This window comes from Streptomyces sp. NPDC048696 (assembly GCF_043198895.1).
Taxonomy (GTDB): domain Bacteria; phylum Actinomycetota; class Actinomycetes; order Streptomycetales; family Streptomycetaceae; genus Streptomyces.
Genome location: NZ_JBICVJ010000004.1, coordinates 435,401 through 452,483 on the forward strand (window position 1 = coordinate 435,401; position 17,083 = coordinate 452,483).

Sequence of the window (17,083 nt, forward strand, 5' to 3'; positions counted from 1 at the left end):
GACTCCCCGGCTGTGACGCGTTCACGGTCGGGGTGCGCGAGGAGCGCAAAGCTGAACCTGAAGTTCGTCGTGACTGTGCGGCCCCGCGAGACGCGGGTGCCGTCATCAATCTCAGACTATTGCTCCAGACTCAGCATTCGCCGCCGAGCGCCGGACCAACCGGGCCCAGGCCCTTGTGCGTCGAGATGCCGGTTCGACTCCGGCCCGTGGAGCTTCGATCCGCGGTCGTCCAAAGGCAGGATGCGGCGACATAAAACTGACCTGGGTTCTCAAGCGGTTCGGCGTGTGCAATCCGGCGGCATCACTCAGGGCTCGGGGGCCGGCCATGCCCCCGGGTCCGCTCCTTTTCCACCGCCCTTCCACGTCTTCCCGCCGCGCCCCGGATGCTACTGGCGGTATCCGCTCAGGAAGCGACCGATCCGGCTGATCGCCGCGTCCAGGTCGTCGGCGTGCGGCAGCGTCAGGATGCGGAAGTGGTCCGGGCGCGGCCAGTTGAAGCCCGTACCCTGCACCACCTGGATCTTCTCCCGCAGCAGCAGGTCAAGCACGAACTTCTCGTCGTCTTCGATCGGGTGAATCTTGGGATCGATCCGGGGGAACGCGTACAGCGCGCCCTTCGGCTTCACGCAGGTCACGCCCGGGATCTCGTTCAGCTTCTCCCAGGCCCGGTCGCGCTGCTCGCGCAACCGGCCGCCCGGCGCGGTCAGTTCCCGGATGGACTGCCGTCCGCCCAGCGCGGCCTGGATCGCGTACTGGGCGGGCGCGTTGGGGCACAGCCGCATGGAGGCGAGCATGGTCAGCCCCTCCAGATAGTTCTTCGCGTGCTGCTTGGGCCCGCTGACCACCATCCAGCCGGAGCGGAACCCGGCTACCCGGTACGTCTTGGAGAGGCCGCTGAACGTCAGGACGACCAGGTCGGGGGCGAGCGCGGCGGCGGTGTGCGCCACGGCGTCGTCGTACACGATCTGGTCGTAGATCTCGTCCGCGAGCACCATCAGGTGATGGCGGCGGGCCAGATCCAGGATCCCCTCGACGATCTCCTTCGGATAGACCGCGCCCGTCGGGTTGTTGGGGTTGATGATCACCACGGCCTTGGTGCGGTCCGTGATCTTCGCCGCCATGTCGTCGAGATCGGGGTACCACTCGGCCGACTCGTCGCACAGATAGTGCACCGGTCGGCCGCCCGCGAGGGTGGTGACGGCCGTCCAGAGCGGGTAGTCCGGCGCCGGGATGAGGACCTCGTCGCCGTCTTCGAGCAGCGCCTGTACGGCCATGGAGATCAGCTCGGAGACGCCGTTGCCGAGGAAGACGTCGTCCACCGTGACGTCCGGGAGTCCCATCGCCTGATAGCGCTGGACGACCGCGCGGCGGGCCGAGAGGATGCCGCGCGAGTCGGTGTAGCCGTGGGCCTGCGGGAGCATCCGGATCATGTCCTGGACGATCTCCTCCGGCGCCTCGAAGCCGAAGAGCGCCGGGTTGCCGGTGTTCAGGCGCAGCACGCTGTGGCCCGCCTCCTCCAGCGCGTTGGCGTGCTCGATCACCGGGCCGCGGATCTCGTAACAGACCTCGTTCAGCTTGCTCGACTGCCGGAACTCCATGCCGTGGCCCTCCCGGGTTCCCAGATCCCTCTGGCGTCACTCTCGTAGTGCTTGCTTGGTTTTACCAAGTAGGAGCTTGGAAAGTCCAACATCTTGTCTAGACTGCGTCGTATGCCACGTCAGCCACGCCGTCGAAGCTATGACCAGTACTGCGCCGCGGCCCGGGCCCTCGATGCCGTCGGGGACCGGTGGACGCTGCTGATCGTCCGGGAACTCCTCGCCGGACCGCGTCGTTATACAGATCTGCACGCAGATCTGCCGGGTGTCTCCACGGACGTTCTCGCCTCCAGGCTCAAGGACATGGAGCGCGAGGGGCTGGCCACCCGCCGCAAGCTGCCCCCGCCCGGGGTGGCGACCGTGTACGAACTGACCGCGCGCGGACGCGAGTTGCTGCCCGTCCTGACTGCCCTCGCCGCCTGGGGCGCGCCGGAGCTGGCGGAGCGGCGGCCCACCGACGCCGTGCGCGCGCACTGGTTCGCGATCCCGCTCGTCCAGCGGCTGCGACGGCTCCCGGGCGCGCCCGCGGTCCTCGATGTACGCCTGGACGAGGGCGAGTTCCATGTACGGCTCGGCGGCGACGGGCCGTCCGGCGACCTCGGCCCGGCGGATGGCCTCGGCCGCTCCGGCGACTTCGGGCCGGTGTACGGGGAGGGTGCCGCGCCGGACGCCGACGCGCGGCTCGTCATGGACGCCGACACCTGTCGCGCGCTTGCCGAAGGCGCGCTGACGGTCGAGGAAGCCGTGAAGGACGGGCGGATCGAGGTGGCGGGCGACGGGCCCGTAGTGGCGGCGCTGCGGGGCGAGTGACCGCGCGCCGCGCGTCACTTCAGGTGTCGCCGCAGGCGGTGCCGCGCGTCGCGCCCCTGTGAGCCGCACGCATCATGGAGGGGTGCGACTCGAAGCGATCACCTGGGAACGGCTGACCGAGGCCCTGGCGGACCGGGCCCTGGACCTGGAGGCCGAGACCGGCGCGCCCTGGCTGCGCGTCGGCGTCGACGGCGCCCCCGCCGCCCGGCCCGGCGAACTGGCGGAGGCGGTCGCGCAGGCGCTGCGGATACGCGGTCGGTCGGTCCTGGTCCTGTCGACCGAGGGCTTTTTGCGGCCCGCCTCGCTGCGGTACGAGTACGGTCGCGAGGACCCGGACACCTACGTCGACGGCTGGTTCGACACGGCCGCGCTGTGGCGGGAGGTCTTCGACCCGCTGGAGCCCGGGGGCACCGGACGGGTGCTGCCGGACCTCTGGGACCCGGTGACCGACCGGGCGACCCGCAGCTCCTATCAACTCCTCCCGAAGGGAGGAGTGCTGTTGGTGCACGGGCCGATGCTGCTGGGGCGCTGGTTCCCGTTCGACCTCACCGTGCACCTCCGGCTGTCGCCGGGCGCGCTGCGGCGGCGTACGGAGGACAGCGCCCGGTGGACGCTTCCCGCGTTCGCACGGTACGAGGAGGAAGTGCGGCCCGGTGAGGCCGCCGATGTCGTAGTGCGCGCCGACGACCCGAAGCATCCTGCGTGGAGCGGGACGGGGTCCGAGGGTGGTCGTTAGGGCTGCCGCATCGCGGGAGACGTACCGCTCGTCAGTCGCGTACGGGTGGTCGGCCGCCCACCAGCGTCACCGCCTCCGCTCCCGCCCGGCAGCCCGCCGCCGCGGCCTCGGCCGGGTCGGCGCCCGCGAGGCGTGCGGCGAGGAAGCCGCCGGTGAACGCGTCGCCCGCGCCCGTCGAGTCGACGGCCGGGGCACCCGTCGGCGGGGCGCAGGTCCGGGCCAGTAGGTCTCCGTCCGAGGCCACCAGCGCGCCCACCGCTCCCAGCGTGACGGCGACCAGAGGGAACCTGCGGCTCAACTCCGCTGCGGCGTCGGCCGGTTCGGACAAGCCGGTGAGTATGCGTGCCTCGTCGGCATTGGGCAGAAGGACGTCCATGCCCTCGGCCGCGGCCAGGAACTCGTCGGCGCCGAGTTCCGCGAGGAAGCCCGCCGAGGCCGGGTCAAGGCTCACCGGCACCCCGGCGGAGCGGGCCGAACGGCAGGCGGCGATGGCCAGTTCGCGGCTGACGTCGGCGAAGAACAGATAGCCGGAGAGATGGAGATGGCCGATCCCGTCGAGGAACGCGGGGTTCCAGTCGGCGGGGGATATGCGCAGGACGGCGCCGCTGTCGGTGAGGAAGGTGCGCTCGGCGGTCGCGGTGTCGACCAGCGACACGACGGTGGCGGTGGACGCGGCCGTGTCGGGGACGAGCAGGGGGCGCACGCCCGCGCGTCGCAGCACCCGCTCGTGCCAGGCGGCCGCGTCGCTCCCGACCCGGCCCAGCATCCGTACGTCCGGGCAACCCGAATAAGCCGCCCAGCAGGCGGCGTTGGCGCCCGCCCCGCCCGGGACGGTGCGGATCTCGGCAGCCGTGTCCGTCGCCGCCGCGAGCGGCCCCCGGTGCCGGGCGACGACATCGGTCACCACGTCCCCGACGACCAGCAGCCCACGGGGCGCGGAGCCCGGCCGGGCCTGGTCCCGGGGGCCCGTGCGGGCGGTGACGGCCGGGTCCGCGGGGCAAGCTGCGCCGACAGCGTCGCCCATCGCGTCGTCCACCGCATCGCTCACAGCGCCGCCGCTATCGCCGCTGCGAGACGTACGTTGCCCCGCACCGCCGCCACGTTCGCCTCCAGCGACGCCCCTTCGGTGTGCCGCATCAGGTAGTCGAGCAGGAACGGTGTGACGGCCTGGCCGGTGACCCCTTGTGCGTGGCAGTCGGCCAGGGCCTCGGCCAGCACCCGGTCGTGCAGCACCGGGTCCAACTGCTCGGCCTCCGCGACCGGATTGGCCACGATCAGCGCGGAGTCCGGGCCCAGCGCGTCGTGTGCCCGCACCACTTCGGCGGCCTCCTCGGGCGACCGCACCGTCCAGTCCACCGGCTCGCCGGAGCTCGCCAGATAGAACCCGGGGAAGAACTCCGTGCCGTACCCGACCACCCCGATGCCCAGTGTCTCCAGCCGCTGGAGCGTGGCCGGCACGTCGAGGATCGACTTGACCCCGGCGCACACCACGGCGATCGGCGTCCGGGCCAGCAGCCGCAGGTCCGCCGATTCGTCCTGCGTCTCGGTCCAGCCCCGGTGCACCCCGCCGAGCCCGCCGGTGGCGAAGACGCGGATCCCCGCCAAGTGGGCGAGATGCGCGGTCGCGGAGACCGTGGTCGCCCCGCTCGCTCCCGAGGCCAGCGCCATGGGCAGGTCCCGGTGGCCGAACTTGCGCATACCGCCGCCCGCGACCCGCTCCAACTGGTCCTTGGCCAGGCCGACATGGGGCAGCCCGTCCAGGACGGCCACCGTGGCGGGGACAGCGCCCCCGGCCCGTACCAGCTCCTCCAGCTCTGTCGCGACCCGCAGATTGCGCGGGCGGGGCAGGCCGTGCGCGATGATCGTGGACTCCAGAGCGACCACGGGACGCCCCCCGGCCAGGGCCTCCCGCACCTCCTCGGACACCTTGAGTACGTCGTCGTAGGGCATGCACCATCCCTGGCGCGCGCGTGCGCCGCGTAAACGTCAGGGCGGCGATCACCCGTGCGAGGCGCGCGGAGGCGGAGGCCGCGAGGCCTACGGGGCCCGCCCCCGCGACCCACTCACGGGGAGTCTGCTCCCGGTCGGCGGTCCCGGCCAGAGGCGGCGTCGCGCGCCTGGCTAGATTGGCCCGCCATGACGACCAATGATCAGCTCGACGCTCCTTCCGCCGACGCGGCGTCCCCCGCCTCCTTCGCTGTCCACATCCCGGGCACCGAGCTGGAGCCGGAACCCCTCGACCCCGCCCAGATCGTCTCCGGCGACCCGGTGGTCACCGGCAAGGTGCTCTGGGAGTCGCCCGACGGCAAGCAGATCCGCGGCATCTGGCAGATCACGCCCGGCGTGGTCACCGACATCGAGGCCAATGAGCTGTTCGTCGTGGTGAGCGGGCGCGCGACCGTCGAGGTGGAAGGCGGCGACACCCTGGAGATCGGCCCCGGCGACGCCTGCGTGCTGCGTGAGGGCGACCGCACGACGTGGACCGTCCACGAGACGCTGCGCAAGGCGTACCACATCAGCCTGTAGCGCGGGCTCGGGTCCGGGGCGCCGATGAGCCCCGGCCTCGGACGCGCGCGCCTCAGAACAGCGGCTGCGGCAGCACCCCTTCCAGGGCGAGCAGCTTCCGCTTGGTCTCCAGGCCGCCGCCGAATCCGCCGAGCCCGCCGTCGCTCTCCACCACCCGGTGGCAGGGCACCACCACCGGCAGCGGGTTGGAGCCCATGGCGGCGCCGACCGCTTGGGCCGCCCGGGGCTGTCCGACGCGCTCGGCCAGGTCGCCGTACCCCACCACCGTTCCGTACGGAACGGTCGCCTCCAGCTCGCGGAGCACCTGGCGGTTGAACCCGGAGGACAGTGTCCAGTCCAGCGGCAGCTCGAAGGCGTGCAGCTCACCGGCGAAGTAGGCCTCCAGCTGACGTATGGGCTCGGCCAGCGGACCCGCGTCGCCGGGCCGGGCGGGCGACGGCTCGGCGCCCAGCCGGGCCGCCAGACCCCGCAGCGCCTTGTCCCGCACCGCATCGTGGGCGTGGAAGACCACGTTCACCAGGCCCTGGCCGGTCGCGGCGAGCAGCAGCGGCCCGATGTCGCTGCCGACGACCGCCCACACCACCCGCCCCGGTTCCCGCGGGGCCTGCTCGAACTGCCCGTTGCTGTTCATGCCGCCACCGTACGACCCCCCACTGACAACGCCCGCCGGGCCGCCGTGCGCCGACCTGTGCGACCGCCGTGCACGCCCCTCCCGTCCGGTCATCGGACACCCGGGCCGCGCCCAGCGGACGCGTCGCGGCGGCGAGAACGGAACCACCCGGACCGCACCCCGCGGCCGTGGTGTCGACAAAATGGCGTGAAAATGTTTGCCTGTCGCTCGGCGAGCCTTAATGTCGCCCCGAATCAGGGCCTGAGCGACAGCAGTCGGCCTCTTCAGTCGGTAGTCGGTACGGGGTGAAGGGGACACGGATATGCACGGGACGGTCGACGGCTTCTCCTACGGCGTCGTCACGCCAGTCGTGGCGTTCCTCATGGCCTGCCTGGGCGGTGCGCTAGGGCTGCGCTGTACCGCCAGATCGCTGCGTACGGAGCGCTCGTTCAAGGCGGGCTGGCTGGCGCTGGGCGCCACCTCCATAGGGTCCGGCATCTGGACCATGCACTTCATCGCGATGATGGGCTTCACGGTCCGCCAGGAGGTCCTGAGCTACGACCGGGGGATCACGTTCGCCAGTCTGGGCCTCGCCATCGTCATGGTCGGCATCGGCATCTTCATCGTCGGCTACCGGGGAGCGACGCCGATGGCGCTGGTCACCGGCGGGACCATCACCGGCCTCGGGGTGGCGTCCATGCACTATCTCGGGATGGCCGGAATTCGACTGCACGGTCAGTTCGAATACAACACCCTCACCGTGAGTCTCTCCGTGATGATCGCGGTCGTCGCCGCCACCGCCGCCCTCTGGGCGGCCGTCTCCGTCCACGGCTTCCTGGCCAGCCTCGGTGCCAGCGTCGTCATGGGCCTCGCCGTGAGCGGTATGCACTACACCGGCATGGCCGCGCTCAGCGTCCATCTGCACGAGGGCGCGGGACCGGCAGCCGGGGAGTCCCCCGCCACGGTGCTGGCGCCGATGCTCATCGGGCCGGTCGCGTTCCTCGTCCTCGCCGGTGTGGTCGTGATGTTCGACCCGCTCGTGGTGATGGGCAGGCCGGACTGGGAGAAGCGGCCGCCCCGCCCGGCGCCCGTTCCCCGGCACCTGCCGTCGTTCCCCGAGCCGACCGCGTGGTCGGCCCGGCACCAGCCCGGCGAGGGCTCCTCGTCCCCGCACGACTGGTGATCCGGGGCCCGGCGGGCCCCGCCCGCGGGCCGATCGGGCCCGACTGTCAGTGGGGGGTCGTACGGTGGTTCCATGCGGCCCGTTTCCAAGATCGAACGTACGGTGGCGCCCTTCGAGGTCGTCAGTCCCTACCAGCCCAGCGGCGACCAGCCGGCGGCCATCGCCGAGCTGGAGAGGCGCATCCGCGCAGGTGAGAAGGATGTCGTCCTGCTGGGTGCGACCGGCACCGGAAAGTCGGCGACGACTGCCTGGATGATCGAGAAGCTCCAGCGCCCCACGCTCGTCATGGCGCCGAACAAGACGCTGGCGGCCCAGCTGGCGAACGAGTTCCGCGAGCTGCTGCCCAACAACGCGGTCGAGTACTTCGTCTCGTACTACGACTACTACCAGCCCGAGGCGTACGTCCCGCAGTCGGACACGTACATCGAGAAGGACTCCTCGATCAACGAGGAGGTCGAGCGCCTGCGCCACTCGGCGACGAACTCGCTGCTCACCCGCCGTGACGTGATCGTCGTCGCCTCCGTCTCGTGCATCTACGGCCTCGGTACTCCGCAGGAGTACGTGGACCGGATGGTGCCGCTCAAGGTCGGCGAGGAGATCGACCGCGACCAGCTGCTGCGCCGCTTCGTCGACATCCAGTACACGCGCAACGACGTGGCCTTCGCGCGCGGGACCTTCCGGGTGCGCGGCGACACCATCGAGATCTTCCCGGTCTACGAGGAGCTGGCCGTCCGGATCGAGATGTTCGGCGACGAGATCGAGGCGCTGTCCACCCTCCATCCGCTCACCGGCGAGGTCATCAGCGAGGACCGCGAGCTCTACGTCTTCCCGGCCAGCCACTATGTGGCGGGCCCGGAGCGCATGGAGAAGGCGGTCAACGGCATCGAGAAGGAGCTGGAGCAGCGCCTGGCCGAGCTGGAGAAGCAGGGCAAGCTCCTGGAGGCCCAGCGGCTGCGGATGCGCACCACGTACGACATCGAGATGCTGCGCCAGATCGGCAGCTGCTCGGGCGTCGAGAACTACTCGATGCACTTCGACGGCCGCGAACCCGGCACCGCCCCCAACACCCTCCTCGACTACTTCCCGGACGACTTCCTGCTCGTCCTCGACGAGTCGCACGTCACCGTCCCGCAGATCGGCGCGATGTACGAGGGCGACGCCTCCCGCAAGCGCACGCTGGTGGAGCACGGCTTCCGGCTGCCCTCCGCGATGGACAACCGGCCGCTGAAGTGGGAGGAGTTCCTGGGCCGTATCGGCCAGACCGTCTACCTCTCGGCGACCCCTGGCAAGTACGAGCTGTCGCGCGGCGACGGCTTCGTGGAGCAGATCATCCGCCCCACCGGCCTCATCGACCCCGAGGTCGTGGTCAAGCCCACCGAGGGGCAGATCGACGACCTGGTGCACGAGATCCGCAAGCGCACCGAGAAGGACGAGCGCGTCCTGGTCACCACCCTCACCAAGAAGATGGCCGAGGACCTGACGGACTACTTCCTGGAGATGGGCATCCAGGTGCGGTACCTGCACAGCGACGTCGACACGCTGCGCCGGGTCGAGCTGCTCCGGGAGCTGCGGGCGGGCGAGTTCGACGTCCTGGTCGGCATCAACCTGCTCCGCGAGGGCCTGGACCTGCCCGAGGTGTCGCTGGTCGCGATCCTCGACGCCGACAAGGAGGGCTTCCTGCGCTCGGGCACCTCGCTGATCCAGACCATCGGCCGCGCGGCGCGCAATGTGTCGGGCCAGGTCCATATGTACGCCGACAAGATCACCCCGGCGATGGAGAAGGCCATCGAGGAGACCAACCGCCGCCGGGAGAAGCAGGTCGCGTACAACAAGGAGCACGGGATCGATCCGCAGCCGCTGCGGAAGAAGATCAACGACATCGTCGCGACCATCGCGCGCGAGGAGGTCGACACCGAGCAGCTGCTCGGCTCCGGCTACCGCAAGGGCAAGGACGGCAAGGGCGCCAAGGCTCCGGTGCCCTCCCTCGGTGCCAAGGCGGCGAAGTCGAAGGCGAAGGCGGGCAAGGGCGGCGAGGTGCTGACCGACCGTCCGGCCGCGCAACTCGCCGAGCAGATCGAGGAGATGACCGACCGGATGCGGGCCGCGGCCGCCGAGCTGCAGTTCGAGATCGCCGCCCGGTTGCGCGACGAAGTCGGGGAGCTGAAGAAGGAGTTGCGGCAGATGCGGGAGGCGGGCCAGGCCTGAGCGGGCCGCGCCCGGTGTGTTGCAAGACCGCCACAAAACAGCCCTGCGCGGTGGCGCCCGTCGTGCCACTGCGTAGGGTTCGGCCCGGAGTACGTAAGAAAGCGGAGAGGGGACAGCGCGTGACGGTCAATCTGACCAAGGGCCAGGCGATCAGCCTGGAGAAGCAGGGTGGCGGCACCCTGACCGCGGTGCGGATGGGGCTCGGCTGGCAGGCGGCGCCGCGCCGCGGCCTGTTCGGCTCGCGCACCCGGGAGATCGACCTGGACGCCTCGGCGGTGCTCTTCGCCGACAAGCAGCCGGTGGACGTGGTGTTCTTCCGTCACCTCGTGAGCGACGACGGCTCGGTCCGCCACACCGGGGACAACCTGGTGGGCGGCTCGGGCCAGGGCGGTGACGACGAGTCGATCCTGGTCGACCTCCAGCGCGTCCCGGTCCACATCGACCAGATCGTCTTCACGGTGAACTCGTTCACCGGCCAGACGTTCCAGGAGGTGCAGAACGCCTTCTGCCGCATCGTCGACGAGACCAACGGCCAGGAGCTGGCGCGTTACACGCTGGACGGCGGCGGTCAGTACACGGCGCAGATCATGGCGAAGGTGCACCGCTCGGGCGCCGGGTGGCAGATGACCGCCATCGGCAACCCGTCCAACGGCCGCACCTTCCAGGACCTGATGCCGGCGATCCTGCCGCACCTGTAGGCGCGGACCGCACACAGGCACCACCGGCCCCAAGGCCGTCACCGCAGCTCCCGGAGGTTCGCCGCCGGGAGCTGCCGCGCACCACCGTGCACCACCGGCAACTCGACGAGGGGACAAGAGCGATGACGGCCGAGCTGGTACGGGGACAGAACCACCCCCTGCCCCGCACCCGACTGGAGATCCGGGTGTCGGCCGGCACGCCGGTCGTCGCGGGCGCCACCCTCGGGGACGAGAAGGGCACGGTGCGCGGGGCGGAGTGGGTCGCGCACCCCGGCTCGCCCACGCTCCCGGGCCTTGAGGTGTCCCGGCAGGCCGCCGCCGACCACCGCCTCGCCGTCGACCTGGAGGCGCTGCCGCAGGACGTGCACCGGGTGAGCGTGCTGCTCGCGCTTCCGCCCGGGACCGCCGGACCCAGCCGGTTCGCCGCCGTGGCGGCGCCCTTCGTGGCGGTCACCGGCCTCGACGGAGCCGAGGTCGTCAGCTACACGATCACCGGCCTGGACGCCGAGTCGGCGGTCGTCGCGCTGGAGCTCTACCTGCGCAACGGCGCCTGGAAGGTCCGGGCGATCGGCCAGGGGTACGCGGGCGGCCTCGCCGACATGCTCGTCGACCAGGGGCTGCCGCAGGCCCGTGAGCTCGCCGAGAGCATCCTCGACGCGGTCGCGCTCGGCGTCTCCCGCTCGGTCGCGGCGCCACCGCCCCGTCCGTCCGACGAGGCCCGGGTGCGGTCCGGGACGCCGGGCACCGCCGGGACGGACGGCGGCCAGCCGGACACCGCGCCGCCGCAGACGGCCCAGCGGCCCCTGACCGGCGCCGGGCCCGTGGACTACGCGCACCCGCGCCGGCAGACCAGTGCGCCCCCGCCGGCGCCCACTGCTCCGCCTGCGGCTCCCGGCGAGCCGCCGCGCCCGGTGGCGGGCGACGCCACCGGGTGGTCGATGGACGAACGGCTCTACAACCAGGTCTGGGGCATGTTCGAGGACCTGGCCCGCACCACCGCCGCGTACCGCAGCGCCGTCGACTTCGCGGACTCGCGGCTGGAGCAGGAGCTCGACCGGGTCCTGGCCGACCCGCGCAGCCGGATCGGCTCCACCGGCGACCACGCGCGCGCGGAGGCCGCCGCGCGCCGCGAGGAGCTGGTCGGCCGGGCCCAGCAGGCCTTCGACCGGGACGTGGCGCAGCTGACCGCCGAGTCCGAGGTCGTCGAGCCCGCCCTGCCGCCCGCCTACGCGAGCTGGGACAACCCCGTCTGGCACGGCTACCGCACCCCGATGGAGATCCCGATGGCGCTGCGCGTCGGCGATCTCCGGCTGCCGGAGCGCCCCGAGCTGCGGATTCCGATGCTGGTGCGGCTGCCTCTGGAGCGCGGTCTGTGGATCGACTCCGGCCGGTCCGACTCCGAGGCCGCCGCCTTCATGGACGCCGAGCAGGTCAAGGGGCTGGCCATGGAGGCCGCGGTGGCGCTGGCGGCCCGGCTGCTCGCGGTCTATCCGGCGGGGGAGTTCGCCGTGCACGTCATCGACCCGGCGGGCGCGGCGGCGGGAGTCCTCGCCCCGCTGACCGGGCCGGGTGTACTGGCCGCGCCGCCCGCCGCCGGTGCCCAGGGGGTGGCGGCCGTCCTGAGCGGGCTCACCGAGCGCGTCGACCTGCTCCAGATGGCCGCGCGCGGCGGCGCCGGGGCTGATGCGCTGCCGCCCGGCATGGACACTGCCGAGCAACTGCTGATCGTCAACGACTTCCCGCACGGCTTCGACGACCGCGCGGTCAACCAGCTGCGCTATCTCGCCGACGAGGGCCCGTCGGTCGGGGTCCATCTGCTGATGGTCGCCGACCGCGAGGACGCCAGCGCGTACGGGCCGGTGCTGCAGCCGCTGTGGCGCTCGCTGCTGCGGCTGACGCCGGTCCCGGACGACCATCTCGCCGATCCCTGGGTGGGGCACAGCTGGACGTACGAGCCCGCGCTGGTGCCGCCCGGCAGCGCGATCCTCGGGACGGTGCTCGGGCAGGTCGCCGAGGCCCGCCGCGCCTGGCCCCACTGAGCGGAACCGGGCGGGTGAGGGGCGTGCACGGACCAGTGCGCGCCCTTTCACGCTCCCCTTCACTCCACCGACTTGGCTTTCCTTTATCCATCCCTTTACCTTCTCTTGGTGATTGGGGTAGGCTTCCGATATCGGAGGGGAGTACTCCCGACTGCGGCGTTCCCGTCAGTACGGACCGATCGACCGGTCCCGGGACACCGGCTCGCGGCACCGCACGTGCCCGGGTGGAGGAGACCTCCGGCAGCGACGACGCTGATCAGTAGCGGTACGAAGCCGGAGGCACAGTGGACGTTTCCATGACCCTGTGGGTGCTGACCATTCTCGGTCTGGGCGCCCTCATCGCGGTCGACTTCTTCATCGGGCGCAAGCCCCATGACGTGTCGGTCAGAGAAGCCGGAATCTGGACGGTCGTCTGGATCGTGCTCGCCGCGCTCTTCGGCGTCGGCCTGCTGGTCTTCGGCGACAGCCAGGCGTCCGGCGAGTTCTTCGCGGGCTTCATCACCGAGAAGTCGCTCTCCGTCGACAACCTCTTCGTCTTCATCCTGATCATGGCGAAGTTCTCGGTGCCGAGCCATCTCCAGCAGCGCGTGCTGCTCTTCGGTGTGCTCATCGCGCTGGTGCTGCGGGCGATATTCATCGCGGCCGGCGCCGCCGTCATCGCCAACTTCTCGTGGATCTTCTACCTCTTCGGCGCGTTCCTGATCTACACCGCGTGGAAGCTGATCCAGGAGGCGCGCTCCGGCGGCGAGGAAGAGGAGTTCGAGGAGAACCGGCTGCTCAAGTCCATCGAGCGGCGATTCGGTGTCGCCGACCAGTACCACGGCACCAAGCTCTTCATCCAGCGCAACGGCAAGCGGATCCTCACCCCGCTGATGGTCGTCATGCTCGCCATCGGCACCACCGACGTGCTGTTCGCGATGGACTCCATACCCGCGATCTTCGGCCTGACCCAGGACCCGTACATCGTCTTCACGGCCAACGCTTTCGCGCTGATGGGCCTGCGCCAGCTGTACTTCCTCATCGGCGGCCTGCTCAAGAAGCTGGTCCACCTGAGCTACGGCCTGTCGGTGATCCTCGGCTTCATCGGCGTGAAGCTGGTGCTGCACGCCCTGCACGAGAACGGGGTGAACGTCCCGGAGATCTCCATCCCGGTCTCGCTCGGCGTCATCTGCGGCGTGCTGGTCATCACCACCGTCACCAGCCTGATGGCCGCCAAGAAGCAGGCGGTGGCCGAGGTGGATCGGCCGGAGAGCGTCGAGGTCTGACCTCGTACGGCGTAGCGGAATCACGTACACCGGCCGGACGGAATCGCGGTTGCCGGGACCGCCGGCCGGTGTTTGCTTGGACGGGAGAGCTCCCGGTTCGCGGGGGCGCCGCGGACCAGGAGGAACCCATGAAGTTCGCGCAGATCATCGACTTCGAGACCGAGCGCGCGGACGAGATGCGCGAGCTCATCCACCAGTTCGAGGAGAAGGCCCGCGCGGAGGGCCGCAAGATCGCGCCCGTCCGCCGCACCCTGCTCAAGGACCGGGCCCACCCGAACCGCTATCTGGCCGTGGTCGAGTTCAACTCGTACGAGGAGGCTATGGCCAACAGCGACAGCCCTGAGACCACCGAACTCTCCAAGCAGCTCGCCGCACTCTCGACCCGCGCGCCCGCCTTCACCGACTGCGACATCCAGGAACTGGGCGACCTGTAGGCGCCGTCACGCCGGTGCCGGCTCCGCTCCCGCCTCGGCCGGGGACGGCGCGGGCCGCGTCTCCGGCAGCAGCGCGAAACAGCCGAGGCTCAGCAGCGCGACCCCGGTCAGATAGGCCGCCACGCCCCACGGAGGCCCGTCGCCGCGCGCCAGCGCGGTCGCCACGACCGGGGTCAGCGCCCCGCCGAGCACCCCGCCCAGGTTGTAGCCGACGGCCGCGCCGGTGCACCGCACCCGGGGCTCGTACAGCTCGGGCAGATACGCGGCGATCACCGCGAACATGGTGATGAACGAGAGCATCGCGCCCAGGAACCCGGCGAACATCAGCAGCGGCTCGGCGGTCTCCAGCAGCGCGATCATCGGGAACATCCACAGGGCGGTGGCCGCGCAGCCCGCGAGGCAGAGCGGCCGCCGGCCGTACCGGTCGCCCAGCAGGGCCGCGAGGGGCGTGACGGCGCCCAGGGCGGCGACGGCCGCCATGATGCAGACGAGCATGACCGTACGGCTCACGCCGAGCCTTTCCGTGCCGTAGGCCAGGGACCAGGTGGTGACCGCGTAGAACACGGCATAGCCGGTCGCCATCGCCCCGGCCGTCAGCAGGACGAGCCGCCAGTGGTCGCGTGCCACGTCAAGGAGGGGCAGCCTGGCCGGTTCGCGGATCTCCTGGAACTGCGGGGTCTCGGCGAGGGACGAGCGCAGAAGTAGTCCGCCCACGGCCATAACTCCCGCTCCCCAGAACGGAATTCGCCACCCCCACTCCCGGAACTCGGCGTCGCTCAGGCCCGCGGACAGTGCCAGCATCAGACCGTTGGCCAGCAAGAACCCCACCGACGGGCCCATCTGCGGAAACGACGACCACAGCGCCCGGCGCCGGGCGGGCGCGTGCTCGACGGCCAGCAGCACCGCCCCGCCCCACTCACCGCCGAGCCCGAGTCCCTGCAGAAAGCGCAGAAGCAGCAGCAGTACGGGCGCGGCCGCCCCGATCGTCGCGTACGGGGGTACGCAGCCCACCGCGACCGTCGCCGCACCGGTCAGGAACAGCGAGAGAAACAGCACTGGACGTCGTCCATAGCGGTCGCCGATGTGGCCGAAGACGACGGAACCGAGCGGTCGGGCGATGAACCCGATCCCAAAGGTGGCGAAGGCGGCCAGAGTTCCGGCCAGCGGGGAGAACGTGGGGAAGAACAGCGGACCCAGGACGAGCGCGGCGGCCGTCCCGTACGCGAAAAAGTCATAGAACTCGATCGCGGTGCCCGCGAGCGAGGCACCGGCGAGCCGCAGCATCGAGGGTGGTGGGACGGGAGAGAGGGGAGAGGAGCGCATGCCGCGCCAACTACCCGTGATCGTCGGCGGTTACGGGGGGCGTGCGGAAGCGCGAGCGCGGGAGAAGTGAGCTGGTGGTACGGGGTTTCGCCGCCCGAAGGCCTCCGTCGGGCGGCCGCAGGCGCTACCAGCCCCGCGCGCGCCACTCCGGCAGCTTCGGGCGCTCCTCGCCGAGCGTGGTGTCGTTGCCGTGGCCCGGGTAGACCCAGGTCTCGTCGGGCAGGACGGCGAAGAGCTTGGTCTCCACGTCGTGGAGAAGGCTGGCGAAGGCCTTCGGGTCCTTGTGCGTGTTGCCGATGCCGCCGGGGAAGAGGCAGTCGCCGGTGAACAGGTGCGGGTGGCCGTGCGGGTCGTCGTAGACCAGCGCGATCGAGCCGGGTGTGTGGCCGACCAGGTGGCGCGCGGTCAGCTCCACCCGGCCCACCTGGATGGTGTCCCCGTCTTCGACGGGGACGTCGGTCGGGACCGGGATGCCGTCGGCGTCGTGGCGGCCCGCGTAGGTCGTCGCGCCGGTGGCGGCGACGACCTCGGCGAGCGCCTGCCAGTGGTCGCCGTGGCGGTGGGTGGTGACGACGGACTTGATGCCGTCGTCGCCGATCAGCGTGAGGAGGGTGTGGGGCTCGGCCGCCGCGTCGATCAGCAGCTGCTCGCCGGTGGCCCGGCAGCGCAGCAGATACGCGTTGTTGTCCATCGGGCCGACCGCGACCTTGGAGATCATCAGGTCCGGCAGCTCGTGCACATCCGCCGGACCGCCGACCTTCACCGCTCCGCTGTATGTCATGGCTTCAGCCTAGCCCGGTGATCACAGCGGCGGCAGGGCGGGCAGCGAGCCGCCGGAGACCTCCAGGGCCGCGCCGTCACGGCGGCCCGCGAGCCAGCCCAGCAGGTCCCACGGGGGGCCGCCCACGGTGACCGGGGTGCCCGTGTCGCCGCCGGTGCGCAGGGTGTGGCCGTTGTTGCCGGTGAGGGTGACCGGCGGGACCGTCGGGTTGCCGCTGAAGCGGTCGGCCAGGAACTGGATCTCGCGCCGCACGAACTCGTCCGGCAGCGACTCCAGCTCGTAGCCGACGCCCAGGTCGACGTGGTGCAGCTCGACCTCGATCAGACGCCGGAAGGGGATGCGGGCGGCGGAGTCCTTCACGCCGTTGCGCAGCTCGACCGTGCGGCTCCAGTCGGCGAGCCGGGCGCCCTCCGCCTGGAAGCGGGCCGCGCTCTCGCGCAGGTCGGCGAGGTGGACGTCGAGCGGGCGGGCCGCGTCGCGCGCGATGTCGGCGTCCCGCGCCTCGCCGCTCTCGTACATGGGGCGCCCGGCGAGCACATTGACGAGCGCGTCCGCGTTGCGGGCGACATGGGCGAGCAGGTGGCCGCGGCTCCAGCCCGGCAGCCGTGACGGCGCGGCGACGGCCGCGTTGTCCAGTGCGGCGGCTGCGCTGAGCAGTCGATCGGTGGCTTCCCGTACAGAGTCCAGGTCGTGCGCGTGATCAATCATGAGGCCGACGATAGTCCCGCCACTCATTCGGGTGAAGCCGGTTGGACGAGTCCGTAAATCGAATGCGCGTGCTATAGGCTCGTCAGTGGCATCAGGCATCCTTGGCTGTAAACCGAACCATCGCCCTGGCGACCCCCCATAGTCTGAGACGGGGGCTCCGCCCCCTGCTT

The 17,083-nt window shown here is 71.2% G+C and carries 16 protein-coding genes; 9 read left to right on the plus strand and 7 right to left on the minus strand.

Going from position 1 to position 17,083, the window contains the following annotated elements; all coding sequences use genetic code 11:
* Window positions 1–386: 386 nt before the first annotated feature.
* On the minus strand, window positions 387–1,598 hold the full coding sequence (locus tag ACGFRG_RS11105) for a pyridoxal phosphate-dependent aminotransferase (RefSeq protein ID WP_361430191.1): 1,212 nt from the start codon (window positions 1,596–1,598) through the stop codon (window positions 387–389).
* Window positions 1,599–1,709: 111 nt separating this feature from the next.
* Here ACGFRG_RS11105 and ACGFRG_RS11110 point away from each other — a divergent pair, with 111 nt between their 5' ends.
* Window positions 1,710–2,405, plus strand: a complete 696-nt coding sequence (locus ACGFRG_RS11110) for a helix-turn-helix domain-containing protein (RefSeq protein WP_361430192.1) — start codon at window positions 1,710–1,712, stop codon at window positions 2,403–2,405.
* 82 nt (window positions 2,406–2,487) lie between these two features.
* Complete coding sequence (locus ACGFRG_RS11115; RefSeq protein ID WP_361430193.1) at window positions 2,488–3,141, plus strand: uridine kinase; 654 nt, start codon at window positions 2,488–2,490, stop codon at window positions 3,139–3,141.
* A 31-nt stretch (window positions 3,142–3,172) separates the two neighbouring features.
* Here ACGFRG_RS11115 and ACGFRG_RS11120 read toward each other — a convergent pair whose 3' ends face one another.
* Window positions 3,173–4,189: a carbohydrate kinase family protein gene (locus ACGFRG_RS11120; RefSeq protein ID WP_393263191.1), complete on the minus strand. Its 1,017-nt coding sequence runs from the start codon at window positions 4,187–4,189 to the stop codon at window positions 3,173–3,175.
* Complete coding sequence (locus ACGFRG_RS11125) at window positions 4,186–5,091, minus strand: pseudouridine-5'-phosphate glycosidase (protein WP_361430195.1); 906 nt, start codon at window positions 5,089–5,091, stop codon at window positions 4,186–4,188. Before ACGFRG_RS11125 ends, ACGFRG_RS11120 begins: the two co-directional genes overlap by 4 nt.
* Before the next feature lie 186 nt (window positions 5,092–5,277).
* On the opposite strand from ACGFRG_RS11125, the gene ACGFRG_RS11130 reads away from it, so the two are divergent.
* Window positions 5,278–5,667 carry a cupin domain-containing protein gene (locus tag ACGFRG_RS11130; protein ID WP_361430197.1) on the plus strand — a complete coding sequence of 130 codons (390 nt, stop codon included), beginning with the start codon at window positions 5,278–5,280 and terminating at the stop codon, window positions 5,665–5,667.
* Window positions 5,668–5,719: 52 nt separating this feature from the next.
* Here the strand turns inward: ACGFRG_RS11130 and ACGFRG_RS11135 are convergent, their stop codons facing one another.
* The gene (locus ACGFRG_RS11135; protein ID WP_361430198.1) at window positions 5,720–6,298 is read right to left on the minus strand and encodes a methylated-DNA--[protein]-cysteine S-methyltransferase; all 579 of its coding nucleotides are present in this window, start codon (window positions 6,296–6,298) and stop codon (window positions 5,720–5,722) included.
* A 301-nt stretch (window positions 6,299–6,599) separates the two neighbouring features.
* Here ACGFRG_RS11135 and ACGFRG_RS11140 point away from each other — a divergent pair, with 301 nt between their 5' ends.
* The 6 genes from ACGFRG_RS11140 (at window position 6,600) to ACGFRG_RS11165 (ending at window position 14,101) form a co-directional block, all read left to right on the plus strand.
* Window positions 6,600–7,460: an MHYT domain-containing protein gene (locus ACGFRG_RS11140; RefSeq protein ID WP_361430199.1), complete on the plus strand. Its 861-nt coding sequence runs from the start codon at window positions 6,600–6,602 to the stop codon at window positions 7,458–7,460.
* Window positions 7,461–7,532: 72 nt separating this feature from the next.
* A complete protein-coding gene (gene uvrB / locus ACGFRG_RS11145) occupies window positions 7,533–9,665 on the plus strand; it encodes an excinuclease ABC subunit UvrB (RefSeq protein ID WP_361430200.1) in 2,133 nt (710 codons plus the stop codon).
* 119 nt (window positions 9,666–9,784) lie between these two features.
* Window positions 9,785–10,363, plus strand: coding sequence for a TerD family protein (locus ACGFRG_RS11150; RefSeq protein WP_361430201.1), 579 nt, complete (start codon window positions 9,785–9,787; stop codon window positions 10,361–10,363).
* A 122-nt stretch (window positions 10,364–10,485) separates the two neighbouring features.
* A complete protein-coding gene (locus tag ACGFRG_RS11155; RefSeq protein ID WP_393263194.1) occupies window positions 10,486–12,402 on the plus strand; it encodes a TerD family protein in 1,917 nt (638 codons plus the stop codon).
* A 284-nt stretch (window positions 12,403–12,686) separates the two neighbouring features.
* On the plus strand, window positions 12,687–13,667 hold the full coding sequence (locus ACGFRG_RS11160; RefSeq protein WP_393263196.1) for a TerC family protein: 981 nt from the start codon (window positions 12,687–12,689) through the stop codon (window positions 13,665–13,667).
* A gap of 128 nt (window positions 13,668–13,795) precedes the next feature.
* The gene (locus tag ACGFRG_RS11165; RefSeq protein ID WP_393263198.1) at window positions 13,796–14,101 is read left to right on the plus strand and encodes a hypothetical protein; all 306 of its coding nucleotides are present in this window, start codon (window positions 13,796–13,798) and stop codon (window positions 14,099–14,101) included.
* A 6-nt stretch (window positions 14,102–14,107) separates the two neighbouring features.
* On the opposite strand, the gene ACGFRG_RS11170 is transcribed toward ACGFRG_RS11165, so the two are convergent.
* The 3 genes from ACGFRG_RS11170 to ACGFRG_RS11180 form a co-directional block, all read right to left on the minus strand.
* Window positions 14,108–15,385 carry an MFS transporter gene (locus tag ACGFRG_RS11170; RefSeq protein ID WP_393263316.1) on the minus strand — a complete coding sequence of 426 codons (1,278 nt, stop codon included), beginning with the start codon at window positions 15,383–15,385 and terminating at the stop codon, window positions 14,108–14,110.
* 163 nt (window positions 15,386–15,548) lie between these two features.
* Window positions 15,549–16,205, minus strand: a complete 657-nt coding sequence (locus ACGFRG_RS11175) for an MBL fold metallo-hydrolase (protein WP_361430206.1) — start codon at window positions 16,203–16,205, stop codon at window positions 15,549–15,551.
* A 21-nt stretch (window positions 16,206–16,226) separates the two neighbouring features.
* Window positions 16,227–16,913, minus strand: a complete 687-nt coding sequence (locus ACGFRG_RS11180; protein WP_393263200.1) for a maleylpyruvate isomerase family mycothiol-dependent enzyme — start codon at window positions 16,911–16,913, stop codon at window positions 16,227–16,229.
* Window positions 16,914–17,083: the final 170 nt, after the last annotated feature.

Coding starts and splice junctions, on each gene's coding strand:
- ACGFRG_RS11105 (WP_361430191.1), bottom strand. CDS start 1,598: ATGGAGTTCCGGCAGTCGAGCAAGCTGAACGAGGTCTGTTACGAGATC.
- ACGFRG_RS11110 (WP_361430192.1), top strand. CDS start 1,710: ATGCCACGTCAGCCACGCCGTCGAAGCTATGACCAGTACTGCGCCGCG.
- ACGFRG_RS11125 (WP_361430195.1), bottom strand. CDS start 5,091: ATGCCCTACGACGACGTACTCAAGGTGTCCGAGGAGGTGCGGGAGGCC.
- ACGFRG_RS11130 (WP_361430197.1), top strand. CDS start 5,278: ATGACGACCAATGATCAGCTCGACGCTCCTTCCGCCGACGCGGCGTCC.
- ACGFRG_RS11135 (WP_361430198.1), bottom strand. CDS start 6,298: ATGAACAGCAACGGGCAGTTCGAGCAGGCCCCGCGGGAACCGGGGCGG.
- ACGFRG_RS11140 (WP_361430199.1), top strand. CDS start 6,600: ATGCACGGGACGGTCGACGGCTTCTCCTACGGCGTCGTCACGCCAGTC.
- uvrB (WP_361430200.1), top strand. CDS start 7,533: ATGCGGCCCGTTTCCAAGATCGAACGTACGGTGGCGCCCTTCGAGGTC.
- ACGFRG_RS11155 (WP_393263194.1), top strand. CDS start 10,486: ATGACGGCCGAGCTGGTACGGGGACAGAACCACCCCCTGCCCCGCACC.
- ACGFRG_RS11165 (WP_393263198.1), top strand. CDS start 13,796: ATGAAGTTCGCGCAGATCATCGACTTCGAGACCGAGCGCGCGGACGAG.
- ACGFRG_RS11170 (WP_393263316.1), bottom strand. CDS start 15,385: ATGCTGCGGCTCGCCGGTGCCTCGCTCGCGGGCACCGCGATCGAGTTC.
- ACGFRG_RS11175 (WP_361430206.1), bottom strand. CDS start 16,205: ATGACATACAGCGGAGCGGTGAAGGTCGGCGGTCCGGCGGATGTGCAC.
- ACGFRG_RS11180 (WP_393263200.1), bottom strand. CDS start 16,913: ATGATTGATCACGCGCACGACCTGGACTCTGTACGGGAAGCCACCGAT.